This is a genomic window from Acinetobacter harbinensis, from assembly GCF_000816495.1.
In the GTDB taxonomy this organism is placed as follows: domain Bacteria; phylum Pseudomonadota; class Gammaproteobacteria; order Pseudomonadales; family Moraxellaceae; genus Acinetobacter; species Acinetobacter harbinensis.
In genome coordinates, this window is record NZ_JXBK01000001.1 from 725531 (window position 1) to 744389 (window position 18859).

General features: G+C 43.1%; 21 protein-coding genes and 1 pseudogene. 13 read left to right on the forward strand and 9 right to left on the reverse strand.

Annotated elements, in window-relative coordinates:
- Positions 1-173: 173 nt before the first annotated feature.
- The 5 genes from SE27_RS03370 (at position 174) to SE27_RS03390 (ending at position 4610) form a co-directional block, all read left to right on the forward strand.
- Positions 174-785, forward strand: coding sequence for a DUF1285 domain-containing protein (locus SE27_RS03370; RefSeq protein ID WP_039620865.1), 612 nt, complete (start codon positions 174-176; stop codon positions 783-785).
- A 47-nt stretch (positions 786-832) separates the two neighbouring features.
- Positions 833-1723, forward strand: a complete 891-nt coding sequence (gene murI, locus SE27_RS03375; protein ID WP_039620867.1) for a glutamate racemase — start codon at positions 833-835, stop codon at positions 1721-1723.
- A 111-nt stretch (positions 1724-1834) separates the two neighbouring features.
- Positions 1835-2863, forward strand: coding sequence for a DUF4062 domain-containing protein (locus tag SE27_RS03380; protein WP_039620869.1), 1029 nt, complete (start codon positions 1835-1837; stop codon positions 2861-2863).
- Positions 2864-2930: 67 nt separating this feature from the next.
- Complete coding sequence (gene hemH, locus SE27_RS03385; protein WP_039620870.1) at positions 2931-3944, forward strand: ferrochelatase; 1014 nt, start codon at positions 2931-2933, stop codon at positions 3942-3944.
- Between the two features lie 21 nt (positions 3945-3965).
- Positions 3966-4610: an MBL fold metallo-hydrolase gene (locus SE27_RS03390; RefSeq protein ID WP_039620872.1), complete on the forward strand. Its 645-nt coding sequence runs from the start codon at positions 3966-3968 to the stop codon at positions 4608-4610.
- Between the two features lie 39 nt (positions 4611-4649).
- Here SE27_RS03390 and SE27_RS03395 read toward each other — a convergent pair whose 3' ends face one another.
- Together SE27_RS03395 and SE27_RS03400 are read right to left on the reverse strand one after the other, a co-directional pair.
- Positions 4650-4832, reverse strand: a complete 183-nt coding sequence (locus tag SE27_RS03395; RefSeq protein ID WP_039620874.1) for a hypothetical protein — start codon at positions 4830-4832, stop codon at positions 4650-4652.
- 193 nt (positions 4833-5025) lie between these two features.
- The gene (locus tag SE27_RS03400; protein WP_039620876.1) at positions 5026-5199 is read right to left on the reverse strand and encodes a DNA gyrase inhibitor YacG; all 174 of its coding nucleotides are present in this window, start codon (positions 5197-5199) and stop codon (positions 5026-5028) included.
- An 84-nt stretch (positions 5200-5283) separates the two neighbouring features.
- Between SE27_RS03400 and SE27_RS03405 the strand changes: the two genes are divergently transcribed.
- From SE27_RS03405 to SE27_RS03415, 3 genes are all read left to right on the forward strand, one after another.
- Complete coding sequence (locus SE27_RS03405; RefSeq protein ID WP_171160725.1) at positions 5284-5958, forward strand: class I SAM-dependent methyltransferase; 675 nt, start codon at positions 5284-5286, stop codon at positions 5956-5958.
- 7 nt (positions 5959-5965) lie between these two features.
- A complete protein-coding gene (locus tag SE27_RS03410; RefSeq protein WP_039620879.1) occupies positions 5966-7159 on the forward strand; it encodes a TIGR03862 family flavoprotein in 1194 nt (397 codons plus the stop codon).
- 77 nt (positions 7160-7236) lie between these two features.
- Positions 7237-7647, forward strand: coding sequence for a GFA family protein (locus SE27_RS03415; protein ID WP_039620881.1), 411 nt, complete (start codon positions 7237-7239; stop codon positions 7645-7647).
- Positions 7648-7690: 43 nt separating this feature from the next.
- On the opposite strand, the gene SE27_RS03420 is transcribed toward SE27_RS03415, so the two are convergent.
- On the reverse strand, positions 7691-8275 hold the full coding sequence (locus SE27_RS03420; protein ID WP_039623777.1) for a hypothetical protein: 585 nt from the start codon (positions 8273-8275) through the stop codon (positions 7691-7693).
- 16 nt (positions 8276-8291) lie between these two features.
- Positions 8292-9068 carry a class I SAM-dependent methyltransferase gene (locus SE27_RS03425; protein ID WP_039620883.1) on the reverse strand — a complete coding sequence of 259 codons (777 nt, stop codon included), beginning with the start codon at positions 9066-9068 and terminating at the stop codon, positions 8292-8294.
- Between the two features lie 122 nt (positions 9069-9190).
- On the opposite strand from SE27_RS03425, the gene SE27_RS03430 reads away from it, so the two are divergent.
- From SE27_RS03430 to SE27_RS03440, 3 genes are all read left to right on the forward strand, one after another.
- The gene (locus SE27_RS03430) at positions 9191-10465 is read left to right on the forward strand and encodes a hypothetical protein (protein ID WP_039620885.1); all 1275 of its coding nucleotides are present in this window, start codon (positions 9191-9193) and stop codon (positions 10463-10465) included.
- Positions 10466-10616: 151 nt separating this feature from the next.
- Positions 10617-10817 carry a hypothetical protein gene (locus SE27_RS03435; protein ID WP_039620887.1) on the forward strand — a complete coding sequence of 67 codons (201 nt, stop codon included), beginning with the start codon at positions 10617-10619 and terminating at the stop codon, positions 10815-10817.
- A gap of 110 nt (positions 10818-10927) precedes the next feature.
- Entirely contained in the window at positions 10928-11884 is a 957-nt protein-coding gene (locus tag SE27_RS03440; protein WP_039620889.1) for a 2-hydroxyacid dehydrogenase, read from the forward strand.
- Positions 11885-11923: 39 nt separating this feature from the next.
- Here the strand turns inward: SE27_RS03440 and SE27_RS03445 are convergent, their stop codons facing one another.
- The 4 genes from SE27_RS03445 to glyQ all read right to left on the reverse strand — a co-directional run bounded on the left by SE27_RS03445 (position 11924) and on the right by glyQ (position 16498).
- The gene (locus tag SE27_RS03445) at positions 11924-12424 is read right to left on the reverse strand and encodes a hypothetical protein (RefSeq protein WP_148308915.1); all 501 of its coding nucleotides are present in this window, start codon (positions 12422-12424) and stop codon (positions 11924-11926) included.
- A gap of 208 nt (positions 12425-12632) precedes the next feature.
- The gene (locus SE27_RS03450; RefSeq protein WP_039620891.1) at positions 12633-13022 is read right to left on the reverse strand and encodes a hypothetical protein; all 390 of its coding nucleotides are present in this window, start codon (positions 13020-13022) and stop codon (positions 12633-12635) included.
- A gap of 417 nt (positions 13023-13439) precedes the next feature.
- The gene (gene glyS / locus SE27_RS03455; protein ID WP_039620892.1) at positions 13440-15509 is read right to left on the reverse strand and encodes a glycine--tRNA ligase subunit beta; all 2070 of its coding nucleotides are present in this window, start codon (positions 15507-15509) and stop codon (positions 13440-13442) included.
- Positions 15509-16498: a glycine--tRNA ligase subunit alpha gene (gene glyQ, locus SE27_RS03460; protein WP_039620894.1), complete on the reverse strand. Its 990-nt coding sequence runs from the start codon at positions 16496-16498 to the stop codon at positions 15509-15511. The genes glyS and glyQ overlap by 1 nt, the downstream gene beginning before the upstream one ends.
- Before the next feature lie 387 nt (positions 16499-16885).
- On the opposite strand from glyQ, the gene SE27_RS03465 reads away from it, so the two are divergent.
- The gene (locus SE27_RS03465; RefSeq protein ID WP_039620896.1) at positions 16886-17986 is read left to right on the forward strand and encodes an HPP family protein; all 1101 of its coding nucleotides are present in this window, start codon (positions 16886-16888) and stop codon (positions 17984-17986) included.
- 72 nt (positions 17987-18058) lie between these two features.
- Here the strand turns inward: SE27_RS03465 and SE27_RS03470 are convergent, their stop codons facing one another.
- Positions 18059-18325 (reverse strand): PspC domain-containing protein, encoded by a 267-nt coding sequence (locus SE27_RS03470; protein WP_039620898.1) that lies wholly within the window; start codon positions 18323-18325, stop codon positions 18059-18061.
- A gap of 296 nt (positions 18326-18621) precedes the next feature.
- On the opposite strand from SE27_RS03470, the pseudogene SE27_RS14025 reads away from it, so the two are divergent.
- Positions 18622-18859, forward strand: a pseudogene (locus SE27_RS14025) (hypothetical protein); the annotation flags it as partial.

An 18859-nucleotide genomic window follows, 5' to 3' on the forward strand; every position in this document is an offset into this window, starting at 1 on the left:
GGACTCCTCATAGTATTAATAGGTGGCAACCGTGGTGTTTGACCCGGTGCTGCCCTCATGCCCAGACACAATTTTATTATCGTGTCCTTGATATTGTGGGCTAGTATAGTTTTAAAGCATGATCCCGCCAATTGGCTGAATCATATTATTTTTACGTCAGCAGGGTATTGAATATGATAAATCAAAATAATTCACCAGATCCGACGAAAAATGTCACTATAGACGATGATAAAAAGTTAATGGCTATTGCACAATACGTAAAGGGTGCACAGACCGGTCACAAAACGTTAATACCGCCTTTAGAACAGTGGCATCCAGAACATTGCGGCATAATGGATTTACAGGTCAAAGCCAACGGAGAGTGGTGGCACGAAGGTCAACTCATTAAGCGTCAATCGTTAATCAATTTATTCTCAAGCGTTTTGTGGAAAGAAAATGACACTTTTTATTTAAAAACGCCGGTAGAGCAAATTGAAATACAGGTTGAAGATGAGCCTTTGTTGGTCAATCAAGTCGATCAAGTGATTATCCAAGATCAGCATTATTTACAACTGACCACCACCACGCAGGATCTGATAATTGTCGATGCAGAACATGCTATTTTTATGCGTGAATATCAGGGTGAGTCCCGTCCTTATGTGCATGTGCGTTTTGGCATCAATGCCTTAATCCAACGTGCCGCTTTTTTGCATTTGGTGGAAATGGGACAGTTGCAGGAAAATGCCGAAGGTGAGAGTGTGTTAACACTGCAAAGTGGTGATTTTCACTTGCAATTGGGCAGTTGAGGTTTAAGCTTTATTCTTCCCATTTTCGACTCGCTGAAAGTGCTGCTATGACTGCCATTGCTCCCCTTGATCCTTTAACCAATCCACGACCTAAAGCCCAAGCCAACGCGCCGATTGGGATTTTTGATTCTGGCATCGGCGGCTTGTCAGTGGCGCAGGAAATTGCCCGACATTTACCCAAAGAGCGCATTGTGTACTACGCCGATACGGCACATGTGCCCTATGGCCCGCGTGAAGACCAAGATATTCGTCAGCTGACCGCCCAAGCCATTGAATGGTTATATCGTCAAGGCTGTAAAGTTGCGGTGGTGGCCTGTAATACCGCTTCGGCTTTTAGTTTAGATTATTTACGTGATTATTATGGTGAAGATTTTCCTATTATTGGTTTGGTTCCGGCATTAAAGCCTGCGGTGCTGCAAACCCAATCTAAGACCGTGGCAATTCTGGCTACGCCGGCCACGTTTCGCGGCAAACTCATTCAAGAGGTGATGCAGCGTTTTGCATTACCGGCGCAAGTCACTGTTATTCCCGTCACATCTTTGGCCTTGGTGCCTTTTGTTGAGCAGGGGCTACAAATGAGCCCTGCCTGTTTAGCCACGTTAAAAGAAATTTTACAACCCGTGGTGGATCAAGGCGCTGATTATTTGGTCTTAGGCTGTACCCATTATCCTTTTTTAAAAGCTGCAATTCACACTATTTTTGGGCATAAACTGACATTAATTGACTCTGGAGTACCAGTTGCGCGACAAACAGCCCGAATTTTAATTAAAAATGAGTTATTATTTGAGCAGGAACAAAAGAATAGTGTACGTATTGAATGTTACGTGAGTGGCAATAATGCAGAAAATTTAAAAACTGTGTTGCAGTACCTGATTGAACAAGATTTAACTTGGGATATTCATAATATTGCTCTTGAATGTGTGACAAAACGTGACTAATCTTTTGAAAAAGAGCGCAAAATTTAAATTTTTAGATTGGGGTGTCGGATTATCGAGGACTGATGAACTTTGTGTCAGTTGAGATAGTGTGTAATGGAAAGAGGATGACCAATGCTGGATAAGCGTTATCAGGTTTTTATTTCGACCTCGGGCCGTGAAATGCAGCCAGAGCGTATTGTGTTGTCGCAAACTTTAGTCGGTATGGGTTTCTTTTCTTGGGGATTAGAACAAAGAACGCCGTTAAGTACTGCATTTGCACGTCGTCAAATTGATGATTGTGATTACGTGGTGATTTTATTGGGCAGTCAGTACGGCGAACAATCGGTGTCTGGCGTCAGTTATATGCACTTAGAATATATTTATGCTGTTACCAAACAAAAACCGATTATTGTGTTTATGCATGAAGATCCGTTATCACGCGATCTATCCTTACAAGATGAAAAACCAGAATTGCAGGAAAAGTTTTTAGAGTTCCGTAAAGTCTTACAACAACAAGCCGATCAAATTTTTACTTATCGCACCATGCGGGATTTAGAAATGGCTGTACGACTGAATATGTCGCACATGTTAGAGCGTTATCCCGTCTCGGGTTGGGTCAGACCACAAAACACCCAATTGCTGCATGATGAAGTCGATCGCCTAAAAGCCAAGATTGAACAACTGGAAACGGAAGTGGGCAAACGCGAGGTTGATCCGTTCTTGTCGTTGCCCAAGGTATTAATGCATGAGGTATTTTCTTTTGAGTATCGAATGCATGCCTATCAAGATGGCAATTTTAAAGAGCTGAAAGTACAAAAGAAGCTCACTTGGATGCAACTGCTGAATATTTTAGGCAGCGTCTTTGTGAATCCCACACCCGAAGAATATTTTTCTAAATGTATCAATGAATATTTAAACACCAACGGATTAGAAGATGCACGTTTAGAGATGCCGCGTGCGCATGCCGTCGCGCGCGCACAAATTAATATTCGTGCCCTACACAGCATCAAAATGCAAATGCGCCAAAATGACTGGATCGCACAATCCGGTCGTGATGATCGCCAGCGCATGCTGTGGCAATTGACCGCCAAAGGTCAAAAACTTTTGGCCAGCAAGCCTTTAGAGAATCATCGGATTGTTCAATCGAATGTACCGCATTAATTGATGTAGAGAACGCGAAGAAAACTGGTACAGTAAACCCAGTTTATTTATGTTGGAAAAGGGTTCCATGCTTTCTGCACCGAAAACAAAAGTCACCATTATTTTGGCCAATTTGGGCACACCGGATGAACCCACACCGGCAGCGGTTCGTCGTTTCTTAAAGCAATTTCTGTCTGATCAGCGCGTGATTGAAATTCCAAAACCCCTGTGGCAAATTATTTTAAGATTGTTTATTTTGCCTTTTCGCCCGAACCGTGTGGCGCATGCCTATCAATCGGTGTGGGGTGATGACTCGCCGATGCGTGAAATTATGTGGCAGCAGGTTGCAGCAGTAAAAGAGCAGTTGCTGGCGCAATATCCGCAATTTGAACTCAAGATTGTACCCGCCATGAGCTATGGTAATCCGGGACTACAGGCTTTATTGCAAGATTTAACGGTGACACCGCAAGATCAGATTATTGTGCTGCCTTTATTTCCACAATATTCCGCGACCTCTACCGCACCTCTTTATGATGTGATTGCCAAATGGATTCCTAAGCAGCGTAATTTACCCGGCTTAAGCATTATTCGCGATTACTATCAGCATCCCCTCTATATTCAGGCTTTAGCACAAAGTGTAAAAGACTATCAAGCCCAACATGGCATGGCTGACAAGCTATTGATGTCCTTTCATGGTATTCCACAGCCGTATGCCGATAAAGGCGATCCGTATCCTGAGCGTTGCCATATGACGGCAAAATTATTGGCACAAGAATTGGGCTTAAATGAGCAGCAATGGGCCATTAGTTTCCAATCGCGTTTTGGTAAACAAGAATGGATTAAACCGTACACCGATAAGCTATTAACTGAATGGGGTCAGCAAGGGGTAAAATCAGTACAGATTATGAGTCCCGCTTTTTCCGCCGATTGTTTGGAAACCTTAGAAGAATTGGCGATTGAAAATGCTGAAACCTTTAAAGCGGCAGGTGGACAAGACTATGCTTATATTCCGGCCTTAAATGCCAATCCTGCGCATATCACATTGCTCAGCAGCTTACTTCAAGCTAATCTTGAGGCATTAAGCGCGACTTTTGCTCACTAATTTAATCGAGGTTTTGCTGATATGTTGCAAGTTAAAATTGTACCGGTTACCGCATTTGCGCAAAATTGTTCTATTGTTTGGGATAGTGACAGCAAAGAGGCGATTTTAATTGATGCTGGCGGTGATGCAGAAAAATTAAAAGCTGAAGTAGATGCGCTGGGTTTAACTGTCAAAGCCTTATGGTTAACCCATGGTCATTTAGATCATGCTGGTGCAGTGGGCGCTTTGAGTAAAATTTGGCATGTGCCGGTGATTGGCCCGCATAAAGAGGATGCCTTTTGGCTAGATATGCTGCAAGAGGTGTCGCAGCGCTATGGTTTCCCTATTCCGGAAAAGGTTGACGTGAACCAATGGTTAGAAGGCGGTGAGATCTTAAAACTCGGGCAAGAGCAATTTGAAGTTCGTTTTGCACCCGGACATACGCCCGGTCATGTGATGTTTTATAATAAAAATTATGGCTTACTCTGGACAGGTGATGTGCTGTTTAAAGGCTCAATTGGGCGCACAGATTTTCCACGCGGTAACCATCAACAACTTTTGAATTCAATTCAGCGCGAATGTTTTACTTTACCGGATGAGACACAATTTATCTCAGGTCATGGTCCTATTAGTACCATTGGTTTTGAAAAGCAACATAATCCGTTTGTGGCCAGTAAAGCTGGTTAAATGATTGACATAAAAAAGATCAGCAGCTGCTGATCTTTTTTATTTTAAGAAGGGATTGTTATGCATTTGGCGACTTTGTAAATAAATTAAGCCCGTCATAAATGCCAACAATATGCCGATACCGACGAACAATAAATCGTGTTGTAAAACGCCAAAACCCAAGCAAATAACAGTTAACACACTGGCTGCAATCAAGATAATTTTTAAGATGATATAACGCATATTTTTGCTCTTCGAGTGAGGTTATTTTCACTTTGGAACAGTAATATTAACGTGATAGTGCAACTGTTAACTTATGTGGCGCATGTTTATGTATTTGGCATCTTTAGGCTTGTTTGTGAAGGTTTTTGGTAGCCCTGTGTACTTTGCTCTCCTTGATTTCTACACATTTTAAGCGCAGTTGCTGCGCTCAGCTTTATTCTTCTGAATTGTCTGCTTGTGGTGCACCTTGGGTGGGCAATTTATATTGATCACTGGCCCATGCGCCCAGATCAATCATTTTACAGCGCTCAGAACAAAAAGGCCGAAAGTCGTTGTCTTCCCAAGTAGACGGTTGGCCACAACGCGGGCAAGGAAAAGTACGCGGCATGTTATGCTCCAGATAAAAATGCTGATTCGATTAGGCAAAGCCAGTCGCTCTTGCTAGACTTAGGCCGATTTTTGTTAGTTTGATCTGATTATGCCAATTCGTCAATTTCAAGCACAGCGTATGCAGGCGCCTCGTGATTTTCAAATGATTCGCCCAGATCCCATTTGTGTGGAGATTGGCGCGGGTAAAGGTAAACATGCCTTACTTTTTGCTACACAGCAACCGGAAAAAAACTTAATCGCTATTGAGCGGACGCGCGAAAAATATTTGGCCATGCAAAAACAACATGCCATCGAAAAACAAAGTAATTTACAGCTGATTCATGCCGATGCGATGCCGTGGATTGTGCATGCACTGTTGCCTGCACAAGTGCAGCACTTCTTTGTTTTATATCCCAATCCAGAGCCGCATAATCCAGCGCAGCGTTGGTTAAATATGCCGTTTTTCGAATTTTTATTGTCACGTTTGCAAGTCGGTGGCAGTGTGACTTTGGCCAGTAATATTGCAGACTATATTGCAGAAGCCGAACAGCAATTAATCAATGTGTGGAAATTGCCTTTTGTTAGACAAGTGATTGACTCGACTTCTGCGCGGACTCATTTTGAGATTAAATACTTAGAACGTGGCGAGTTGTGTCAGCAACTGATCATCACCAAACCCGAAGGTTATTGCACACGATTTGACGATTTTATGCCGCTACAAGGGCAAAAAATTGCAGTCACCGCCAATGCTCCTGCTGATGCGAAAACAGCACCATGAGTCGCGTATGAAAAAGCGTATCGCCATTATTGGCGCAGGTCCTGCTGGACTGATGGCTGCGGAAGTTTTAAGCCAATATAACTATGACGTACATGTCTATGAACAAAAGCCTTCGGCTGCACGTAAATTTTTGATGGCCGGTAAAACCGGTTTAAATATTTCCCATGCCGAACCGATTGAGCAGTTTATCCAGCGTTATGATCAAGTCGAGTGGCTTGCGCCGTGGATCAAGCAATATGATGCCAATTGGATTCAACAGTGGATGAGCGGTTTAGGGATTGAATCTTATACGGGTTCATCTGGTCGCATCTTTCCGCTAGAGATGAAAGCTGCACCGTTATTACGCGCATGGCTAAAGCGCTTACTCAATCAGAAGGTACAGTTTCATTATCGCCATCAATGTTTGGCCTTAAACGGCAACAGGCTGCAAGTCAAAAACTTACTTGATGCTCAGCTGAGTGAACAGCCATTTGATGCCATTGTGCTGGCATGTGGTACGGTGTCATGGTCGCAGCTTGGCAGTGATGGCGCATGGCAACGCTGGTTGGCGCAAGATGAAATCACTGCTTTCGAGGCCAGTAATGCAGGCGTACAGCGGGTTTGGTCGACGTTTATGCAACCAGTGTTTGGGCAACCGTTAAAGCGGGTTGAAGCATGGGTGATTGATCAAGCCAAAACATCGGGTGATATTGTCATTACCCATTATGGTTTAGAAAGTGGTTTGGTGTATAAGCAGGGGCGAGCCTTACGCGCACAAGCGCATGCTGGACAACGTATGCAGCTGCATTTGGATTTGCTGCCAGATGTCAGTGTGGCGCAGCTTGCACAAAAATTACAGCCCAGTAAAAAGCAGTCGTTAAGCAATGTATGGCGTAAAGCCGGTTTAGATCCGGCCAAAGCCAGTTTGATTCGTGAGTTGGTGGCTAAAACCTTATGGGATCAGCCACAAGCCTTGGCGCAGCAGATTAAAGATTTAACCATTACGTTAGACAGCTTTCGGCCGATTGAAGAAGCCATTAGCTGTGCAGGCGGGGTTAAGCGTGAGGTTTTATCTGCGCAGCTGCAATTAAATTCCAATCCACAGGTATTTTGCTGCGGTGAAATGTTAGATTGGGATGCACCGACTGGCGGCTATTTACTCACCGCTTGTTTTGCCACGGGACGTGCCGCAGGTGAAGGCGTACACCGCTATTTAACCTGAACAACAGGTTAGATTTGCAGCAGTGATCAGAAATATGCTAGCTTGAAAAGCCAATCTTTATCAAAGAAGCAGCGCAGATGTCTGAAGAAAAGCGATATAGCGGCAGTTGTTTGTGTGGCGGTTTACGCTATGAAGTCCAAGGAGAAATTGGCGAGCTACTACAATGTCATTGTCAGCGCTGCCGTAAAGCCAATGGTACAGCTTTTGCCACCAATGCGCTCATTCAAAAAGCGGATTTTAAAATTCTGCAAGGCGCACATTTACTGAAAAAATTCCAATCGACTGCCACCGCGCAGCGCTGTTTTTGTGCGGACTGTGGTTCACCCATTATCAGTATTAAAAGCGACACACCCGAGCTGTATCGCTTAAGAATTGGCACTTTAGACACCCCGCTACAGCAAAAACCGACAAAGCATATTTTTGTCGCCTATAAAGCGGAGTGGGATAATATTTGTGATGGCTTAGCGCAATATGATGAGCGACCATAAGCCAGCAGTTGATCTATTTATAAAAGCCTTCCGCCATAAGCGATTATGAGGCGGACTGATGAGCTTGTGTTACTGAAGTTTGAGGATATTGCGCTTGCCAATGCTCAAGCTGTTCTTGCGCATGTAAAAACTCACCCAAACCGTGTAAACGTGGGTCAGATTCTTTAGTCAGTTTGGTTTTTGACTCTGTTGGCTGATCATAAAGCTGAGCTTGCGTTTGCCAGTATTCGGCCATCAAGCCTTGAATATAACGTCCTTGTTGTGTTTTTAAATCCAAGGCTTTGAGCATATTTAACGCAGACTGAATATTGTCGCGTTTACGGCTGGTAGAAAAAGTCTCGGTCAAGGTGCCATCCGCTTTCATCTTGCTCAGCTCATCTTCCATCTCATCACTCATTTGGCTAAAACGGCGGTCAAAATCGCTGAGTAGCGCAATATCACGTACATCCTCTGGGGTTTTTTCAAATACTTTTACCGGTTCGGTAATCAGCTCTTGCATGATTTTATCTTCGGGTTGAATCTTGTCATGCTCAGCGGCGCTATCTTTACTGTTGTTACAGGCACTGAGCAGCACAGCTGAACAGATTAAAACAGTACTGGCCAACGGTTTAACAGACAGTTTAAACATCATATATCCTTTATTTTTAGTTAATTTTTTTAAAATCATAGGCAATGGTGATATAGGGAAAAGCAATTTCATCCTGCGGCTGCTTTTGCGTGTAAGCAAAAACCAGTTGTTCAAATTGCATCTTTAACTGTTGCTGTTGCGCTTTGGGCAAGGCAGCAATAAAACTGGTCGATAAGAGTCGCTTCGACACCACTTGTTCCACCGTGCCGATATGCTGCTGTGGAAACGTCTGCACATTCTCTAACTGAAACAGGCTTTGCTGTTGAAAAACATTTTGCCACTGCTGGGTATGATAACGTGGCGTATCGCCTTCTAAAGGCTGAATTAAATCATCCAATGCTTTCACCCAATCGACTTGTGTATCACGTTGATTCCAAATCAAACCCAAATGTCCACTTGGTTTAAGCACACGATGCATCTGCGCCAAGCTGTCTATATTGGCAAACCAATGAAAAGCTTGCGCGCAAATCACCGCATCAGCAAAATGTGGAGATACAGGCAGTGCATCACTACAGGCTTGTAGGGTTTTAACCGTCGGATAGGCTTGATGGAGCTGCGCCAGCATGGCTTCAATCGGCTCAATCGCCAAAATATGCTCAGTGATGGCCTGTAAATAGGGCAAAAATTTACCTGTTCCTGCGCCTAAATCAATAACTTGTGAGCGCTCACTGAGTTGCAATTGCTGACGTAGCCAATCAATTACTTGCGGCGGGTAACTGGGACGAACAGATTGATACAGCTCAGCAGCTGAACTAAAACCAGTTTGTGCGGCAAGATGGAGTGATTGTGTCATATTTTGTGCTTCTTAATATTCTGAGCATCTATAAAATAACATACTCGCTTTTGGTAAATAGATAAGCTGTCTATTTGTTTTATTGACCGTAAAAATAAGGACCGATTTGCTTCGGTGTGGCAATGAATAAACACATTATTTTTGAAGACGAACAAATTCGGGTGATATTTTTACAAGGTTCATCGGATGAACTGATTTTTTCTTTTGGCGATTTAATTACCCGTGCCAAAGGGCTGTCCATCAATGCAGAAAAATCATTGCATAAATATGATTTTAATGTGATTGGTATTATGCCAAAGCAGAAATCGTGGTTTCCAGAGCATTCGCTACATGCCATGTTTGCAGCGATTGAAAGTGTAATTGCGCCGTTTAAAATCCGTATTGGCTATGGCGGTTCAATGGGCGGCTATGCAGCCATCAAGTATGCCAATCTATTGGATCTAAAACGTGTCGTGGCACTGGTACCGCAATATTCGATCAATCCGGATGAGGTAACTGATTCACGCTATAACATGTTTTTTAATGCAGAATTAAATGCCAATATGCAGATTCAGCCGCACGATGTTGCGCTCGAACGTGAATATATCGTGATCTATGATCCTTATTGCGCAGAAGATCGGGTGCACTATGTAAAACTACAGCAGGTGCTGCCTAAAATTCAGACGTTAACGCTCCCGTTTACCGGTCATGATGCCATTGCGGTGTTGGCCAGTTCAGCGTTGTTGCATGATTTGTTGGTGCGCCAATTTGATGCGCCTTATTTTTATCAAAAAATTCGACAGGTTAAAAAGCGTAGTAAATTTTATTATCGTAAAGTGATTGAAAGTGCTTTGCCGCACCATCGACAGGCGTTGGTCAATATCTTCAAAAATAATGATTTACAACTCGATCAGCAGTTCTTTGATGCGAAATTAAAGCAAAACCTGCTGCGTGAATTGCTCAGCAGTCAGCAAGTCCGTGAGCAGGATTTACTGAAACTGGGCATTCAGTTCAATCTGCCGGCACAGCAAAACCGCAGTCTGTTGATGGACTATTTTGGTCATGCTTTGGTTTTTAATCTGATTAGCCAAAAAATTGAAAGTTATAGCGGCAGCGCAATTGCCTTAAATCATAAATTTTTGATTCCAATTTTCGCCAAAGACAGCGGTCTATTGCAGATTCATTTAAATGATGAGCCGTATGTGGTGGCGATGAATGATCGATATATGATGAAGTTATTTAAACCACAACAGCCTTTAAGCACCGGTATGCATCCGATTGTGATTAAAAAATATGAGCAGTTTTATTTGCTCAGTTATAAGCAATTTAACTTAAGCAACCATGAAAATGGTGGCCATGATTTTATTGAAGACAGCTCAGAAACGGCACAATTTACTGCTCAATCTGAACAGCGTTAAACTACAACTGTGCTGGGCAAGTGCGGTTTTTTCTTGAGTGAAAGGGCGTTTATTTTTTGTACACTTGCTTTATATTTTATTTGCGCTAACATCAAGAGATAGTCTGAATTTTAGGCTAACTATTGGAAAATAAAAAGAAAAGGTGCGCAGAATGAAAAGTAATGTGATGCCGATGCTGTGGAGTTTAATCGTCATGTTTATGCTGGTTCTGATACTTCGCTTTGGTTCAGCTTTAGAGATGCGTTATTGGGTGATGGGCAGTGGACTGCTGTTGGTGATGATGCTAACGCTGTATGTGCTCTATCAAATTCGAAAGTCTATGCGGCAATATGTACGCGAACCCACTTTATAGTGGGTTGATTTATTTTAACGGCATGCACCGGTGATAATCTACAGATTAAGCTGTGAAAAACGCTCACGTATTGGTTATGCTAGCTTTAAATAAGCCAAGGATTGCCTGTCATGAAAGCTGTATTTCTCGATTATGCCTCACTCGATCAAAACGATTTAGATACCAGCGCATTAAGTAGCGCATTTACTGAATTACAACTTTTTGCCAGTACCGACGCCAGTGAAGTACTGGCGCGTGTACGCGACGCCGATGTGATTATCAGCAATAAGGTCGTCATTGATGCGGCGATCATGCAGCACTGCGCAAAATTAAAACTCATTTTAATCTCAGCCACCGGCACCAATAATATTGATTTAGAGCAAGCGCGCCAACAGGGCATCGTGGTGTGTAATTGTCAGGGCTATGGTACATCTTCGGTGGCACAGCATACTTTGGCTTTAATGTTGGCCTTGGCCACCTCACTGATGCAATATGATCAAGCCGTGCGCCAAGGCAACTGGAATACTGCTACACAATTTTGTTTGCTAGATTTTCCCATTGTCGATTTAAGCGGTAAAACCTTGGGCATTATTGGTTATGGCGAACTGGGTAAAGCCGTGGCTAAGTTGGCGCAAGCTTTTGGTATGCAGGTACTGATTGCGGCTTTACCGCATCGACCGAGTGTGGATGCAAGTCGTATAGCTTTGGCTGATTTATTACCACAAGTAGATTTCTTAACTTTGCACTGTCCTTTAACGGAACAGACGCAAGATTTAATCGCTGAACAAGAATTGGCTTTAATGAAAAATAGTGCATTTTTAATTAACTGCGCCCGTGGCGGTTTGGTGAATGAGCAAGCACTGGCAACGGCACTACGCCAAGGCATGATTGCCGGTGCAGCAACCGATGTGCTGACCGTTGAACCCCCTAAAAATGGCAATGTGTTGTTGAGTGCTGATATTCCAAATTTAATTATTACTCCGCACAGCGCTTGGGGCAGTCGTGATTCTCGTCAACGGATGCTCCAACAACTGCTTGAAAATGTGATGGCCTTTCAGGCAGGCAAGCCAATTCGACAGGTCAATTAAACGCGCAGTAGACAAGCTGTTCAAGCCACAGCTTACAAACTATAAATCGATACTGGTGGGTGGCTGTGCAGCTGGCAGTTGATTTGCAGGGGCTTGTGGGGGAGTGGGCGCACGAAAGTCGCTCGATGACTGACTTAAAGGACGCGACTCAATAGGAGCAGGGGGCTGATTCGGACTACCGACTAAACCCTCTTTGGTTTGATTGATTTTTTGGTTGACTGTGGCTGCGGCTTGTTGTGACTTTTCTTTGGCTATCACTGAAGTTTCACTGGCAAACTCTTTACTTTCTTGCCATGCCGTAGCGACTTTCGGTTGTACCTTTGCGACACCTTTTTGCGCCGCTTGATCGACAATTTCCGCCGTATTGTGCGCTGCTGCTTGTGCTTTATAACGTAGTACTTTAAAAATGTTGGGATTATCGCCATAAGCTGGTGCTATGTGTGTTGCAGGCGTGGTTTCTGTGGCGAATGCACTTTGGATAAAAAGACCTGTCGAGGTTAAAAGCACAGTGCTGAATAGAGCTGTTTTTATCATTTTCATCTGAATATTATTCCTTTTTACCATCGCTAATGAAGCATCAATGTTCTGGTTTGATTGTAAGCGTGAATGCAGCACTTCAAGCAAAATATGCTGAAATTGATACAGCCTTACAACACGCTTATACATTTACTCCTACACTGTGAATGAGCGTATAAAAAAGCCCGCATATTTATAAAAAAAGCGGGCTTTTCCAATGAGATCAAAGGTCTTAGTCACATTGTGCTAAGGCATCTTTGGCAAAATAGCTACGTAGCATCAAGAAGTTTTTTTGTACATTGGCATCGTATAAATCAAATTTAGTGGCTTGGCTGCTGCCGTCTCGTGCAAAGGTCACTGCACCGCCAGAAATAAGGGTTAGACCCTTAAATGACCATTGTTCAACAGATTTTCCTGAAGCCAGTTTGCCGGTAAATTCAATCACGCATTTATCGGTAAATTTGGTCAGACGTGCTTTATTTTCTGTAGTATCTGGATAGACCTCTAGATTTTTTACCTCTTGTAATACCCCGGCCTGAATTTGTGGGATTTTAGGTGCAGAGGTACATGCAGAGATAGAAAGGCAGGTCAATGCTGAAAGAAGAAGTGTTTTAAGTTTCATAGTATCCATTCTGTTTGGCTATTGTTGACTTTGAGTATATGGAATTGAAGAGTGATTGACTATAGTTTTACAGCTTAACTATTTTTCTATGAAATAGCTTTCAACTGCCTTAAATAGATTTTCTTCATCAAGCAAGCCTCATTGCATTAAAGGCGAATAAGTTAAAAGATAGTTGGCTTTAATAATATCTAAAAACTTTTTATCTAAAGAGAAATCACAGTTCTCGACCAGACCGAAATATCATTCTATACATCTATTGAGTTCAATATAAAGTGTAAATTTTTAATAGCTTGGCGAAGACTTATTTCATTTGAACAGCATATTAAACAAGATTTATTAATTTTTTTCATATTCGTTTCTAATAAAAAACCCCACTATTTCTAGCAGGGTTTTGCTTAATTTACAATTATTTAAGACTTAATGCTGCAACACCGAAATATCTGCAACACTAATAAACAAACCACGCAATTGCGCAAGTAAGCGTAAACGGTTGGCTTTTAATTCCGCATCCTCTGCCATAACCATCACATTTTCAAAGAACGCATCAATGGGTGCACGTAATGCAGCCAGCATCGACAACGCCTCTGTATAGTTTTTCGCATCAAGCAGCGGTTGAACCACAGGCGTGATTTTAGCCAGTTCAGCAAATAATGCTTTTTCAGCATCTTCCACTAAGCTTGCTTCAACGATCGTTCCTGTCGGTGCAGCTTCTTTGGCTAAAATATTCGCCACACGCTTATTGGCAGCAGCCAGTGCTGCCGCTTCAGGCAAGGCACGGAAGTGATTCACCGCAGTCACGCGCTTATCAAAATCAAGTGGAGATTTTGGCGACAAGGCTTGTACCGCTTGAATGACATCTACCGCCACACCTTGGTCTTCATATTTAGCGCGGTAACGACCTTCAAGGAAATTGACTGCATCCGCTAAAGTTTTGGCATGATCTGTTACCACATCGCCGTAGGCATTTAAGGCAAGCTGGATTAAATCTTCAATTGAAACATCCAGATTATTCTCCGTCACCAAACGTAAAATACCAATGGCAGAACGGCGCAGCGCAAACGGATCTTTAGAACCGGTCGGTGCTTGGCCAATACCAAAAATACCGGTCAAGGTATCTAAACGATCGGCAAGGGCAACGGTGGTACCAGTTTTGGTTTTAGGCAGTACATCACCAGCAAACTTTGGTAAATATTGTTCACCCAGTGCGTTGGCCACTTCATCATTTTCGCCTTCAATGCGGGCATAATACGTGCCTGCAATACCTTGAAGTTCTGGAAATTCACCGACCAATTCAGAGGTTAAGTCACATTTTGCAAGCAGTGCTGCTTTTTCAGCATCTTGTGCAGTTGCACCAGTGATTGCACTTAATGCCACAGCCAACTTAGCAATACGTTGTGATTTATCCCACAGCGTACCCAATTGTGCTTGGAACACCATGTTGGCCAATTTTTCTTTACGTGAGGCCAGCGGTTGTTTTTGATCTTGTAAGAAAAAGAATTCAGCGTCAGACAAACGTGGACGAACCACTTTCTCATTGCCTTCAATAATTTGAATCGGATCTTTTGACTCAATATTGGATACGGTAATGAAGTACGGTTGTAATTTATGTTCGCTATTGACCAAGCAGAAATATTTTTGATTGTCCTGCATGGTGGTAATCAAAGCTTCTTGCGGCACAGCTAAAAAGCGTTCTTCAAAACGAGCACGAAGGGCAACAGGCCATTCCACCAACGCAGTGACTTCATCACGTAGATCACTAGGAACAATGGCAATGGCATTGACTTCATCAGCCAGTGCTTTGACTTGCTGATCAATGATCGCTTGACGTTCTGCAAAATCAGCAATCACATAAGCGGCTTTTAACTTGGCTAAATATTCATCGGCATGCGCTAAAACAATCGCTTCAGGGGCATGGAAACGATGACCATAGCTGAGATTGCTAGACGGTGTATCTTGAATTGTGGCTTCAAGCACTGCATGGTCTTTGAGCAACACCACCCATTTCACTGGACGGACAAATTCAGTCCGGCTAGCCGCTGAACGCATCCGTTTGGCAATCGGCAGATGATCCAGTGCTGCTTGTAAAATCTGCGGCAGTAACGTATCAAGGCTTTGACCTTGCACGTCTTTTAAATAGCAGACTTTTTCAACTTTACCGGCTTTAAATATGGTGACTTGGTCAGCCGTGATGCCTTGACCGCGCATAAAGCCTTCAAGCGCACGGGTAGGTTGACCTTCTGCATCATACGCCGCTTGTAGCGCAGGGCCATCAAAGCGTTTTTGTGTGTCTGGCTGTGCAGCATCGACATCGACAATTTTTAATGCCAAGCGACGTGGTGCGGCATAAGCTTCGATTGAGTCAAAAGCCAAACCTGCCTCTTTTAAGCCTTTTACTGTTTCAGCTTGTAGTGCATCACGAAGTTTTTTAAGACTTTTTGGCGGTAATTCTTCACAGCCCAATTCAAACAATACGGTATGTTTAGACATTATTTGCTCTCCGCTGATTTTTCTGCTTGAGCAGCTTCCGCTTCAACTTGTGCTTTTAACTGTGCCAAGACTTCGTCACGTAATGCCGGTTCTGCCATTGGAAAGCCCAATTTGGCACGCGCCGCCACATAACTTTGTGCAATTGAACGTGCTAGCGTACGCACACGTAAAATATAGCGTTGGCGTTCAGTTACCGAAATTGCACCACGCGCATCGAGTAAGTTAAAGCAATGCGAGGCTTTAATCACTTGTTCATAAGCCGGTAATGGTAGTTCTGCTGCAATTAAACGTGCTGCTTCAACTTCATAAAAATCGAACAGTTCAAACATTTTTTCAACGTTGGCATATTCAAAATTATAGGTCGATTGTTCCACTTCATTTTGATGGAACACGTCACCATAAGTCACGGTACCAAATTGACCTTTGGTCCAGACCAAGTCATACACCGAGTCGACACCTTGCAAATACATGGCCAGACGTTCTAGACCATAGGTAATTTCACCGGTCACGGGATAACATTCAATCCCACCGACTTGTTGGAAGTACGTGAACTGGGTCACTTCCATCCCGTTGAGCCAGACTTCCCAGCCTAAACCCCACGCGCCAAGTGTTGGTGATTCCCAGTTGTCTTCCACAAAACGAATGTCGTGAACAAGGGGATCAATACCAATGGCTTTGAGTGAGTCTAAATACAGCTGTTGGATGTTGTCTGGATTGGGTTTAAGCACCACTTGGAACTGATAATAATGTTGCAAACGGTTGGGGTTTTCACCATAACGACCATCTTTTGGGCGACGTGACGGCTGTACATAGGCCGCATTCCACGTTTCTGGACCAAGTGCACGTAAGAAAGTGGCAGTGTGGAACGTTCCCGCACCCATTTCCATGTCGTAAGGTTGTAACAAGACACAGCCTTGTTCAGCCCAGTAGTTTTGTAAGGCAAGAATTAAGCCTTGAAATGTATCAATATGCGATATGGCGCGACTCATGTAGCATCCATTAGAATGAGTGAAAAATTGCTTTTAAGTATAAGGATTTTGCAGGAGAGTGGCAAAGGTTTAAGCTAAAAATGCCGCCAGTGCTTTATGGCCTAAAATCTTGTGTTGATTGCAGTTGAAATCAAGCGATTGACCCATCTAAAAAATATGAATGGATAAGCACAGTTAAGGGCTTTCATTCTTTCTAGCAGGCCGCAGATACATCGTATCAGGGCATCATACGCTTAATGCCGAAGCTAGAATTTATAAAAAATCAGCTAGATCAACAGCCGGTAAAACAGAATTACTCATAAATGAAACAGGTAAAATAAATACACCTTCATAAAAAGATGCTCTTATAATTCACCACTCATTTGTTATTACAGTTGTAGGTCACGCGTGTTCCACTCCCACCTCGCATGGTTAAATACCCTCAAACCCAACTTCAAAGTGCTGCCGCTTAAAGATCGGCTACTCTGCGGGATTGGTGCTTTATTGGGCTTGGCACTGTCTTCACTAATCAGTTGGTATGTACTGGGCGATATTAATGCATGGTATATCGCACCGATGGGGGCATCCTCGGTCTTGCTGTTCGCTGTACCGGCCAGTCCGTTGGCACAGCCGTGGAATATGGTGGTGGGAAACAGTATTGCCGGCATTATTGGCGTGACCTGTGCGCTGTATATGCCAAATTTAACCCAAGCCTTTAGTTTAGCGGTTGGACTGTCTATTATTTTAATGATGACCACCGATTCACTGCATCCACCGAGTGGCGCAGTGGCCATTACCGCGGTACTGGGCGGTGAAACGGTGCATCAGTTGGGTTATCATTTTATTTTTTATCCGGTGTTATTAAATTCACTGTTATTGTTGGTGATTGCCATCGTGTTTAACCGTTTACTGGGTAAACAATATCCGCAAGTTGCACAGGTCAATCAACGCTCTAAAGACCCTACGCCCACGCAAAAAGTCACCATTCAACCGCAAGATATTCAAGACACTTTGGATCAGCAAACCGAATTGTTAGACATCAGCGAATATGATTTACAGAAAATCATTTTAGCGGCACAAGAAAAAGCCAATGCGCGTGGTACCAGTCAATTTAAGTGCGAAGATATTATGACCCGTGATGTGATCAGTCTGAATCAAGAGGATGACATCCACCTAGCGTTAGATAAATTTAAAGACATGAATTTGATGAGCCTGCCGGTGACTGATGATCAACAACAATTGGTCGGAACATTGGCTTTATATGAAGTGGTGGAATGGTTAAAGCGCGCCGCAGATTTAAGAGTCAATTGGGATCATCAGGTTAAACACATTATGGTGCGTCAAGTGGTTACCGTGCGACCGGAACAGCCTATTCAAGATTTGGTGCCATATTTTGTTGAGCGTTCATTTAACTATATTCCGGTGGTGGAGTATAAAAAAGTGATCGGTATTGTCAGCCGTGCGGACATTATTGCTGCACTGAATCAACAGTTAAATATGCAAGCTTAGAAACTGAAATTGAAGGCAAAAAAAAGGCTACGCTGCTTGGGGAAGCAGGCGTAGCATGAAACTGAAAAAATCTTAAAGCGGACGATTCGAATCTGAATTCACAGTGCGAATCGGCTGGTGATAACCCGATGCAGAATCTATATGGAACTGGCGTTTAGGCATAATCAGCCACAACACCAGATACACTAAAATCCCTGGGAATGCAGCACTCATCAGCGAAATAATCACAAAAATGATGCGCAGTAAATTGGCATTCCAACCAAAGCGTTCAGCAATACCACCCATCACACCTGCAATCATATTTTGTCGGTTAGAGCGATATAAACCAACATTGGCCATCTGGGTCTCCTTAAAAAGTACAATCAAAAATATTGATTCATATTAAAGAAATGGTGTTGGAAATCATTTTTTAAAGTCCAAGTGCGCAAAAAAATAGTTAAGTTATGTAAAGAATTCTGCTTTCTGAGTGTTCTGCAACATAAAATGCCATCACGCTAAATAGCTGAGGATTTCGCTTAGAAATTAGCTCATTAAATATATGAATATGAATGTAATATTTAAGTGCTTTTAAGCCGGACTGATCAAAGTTAGTCGATAGATAAAAAATCGAAAATGTTTTATAGAGGAAGTGGCCCATGTCTTTAGTCGCACATTTACCTTGTTCTGTTCGGGGAAGTCTTACTTTGTTGCTATTACTTGGGTTAAGCGCGTGTGATTCTAAAGAAGAAACAGCAAAAGTGGATTCACCTACTGAACCGCTGCTTAAAGTACAGGACAGCCAGCCTGCAAAAACACTCACTGAAATTGCTGGCCGCGCCACGTTGCCTGAAGATGGCGAGAGTCAAAAAATAATCCTACAAGCCTATGAAGAGC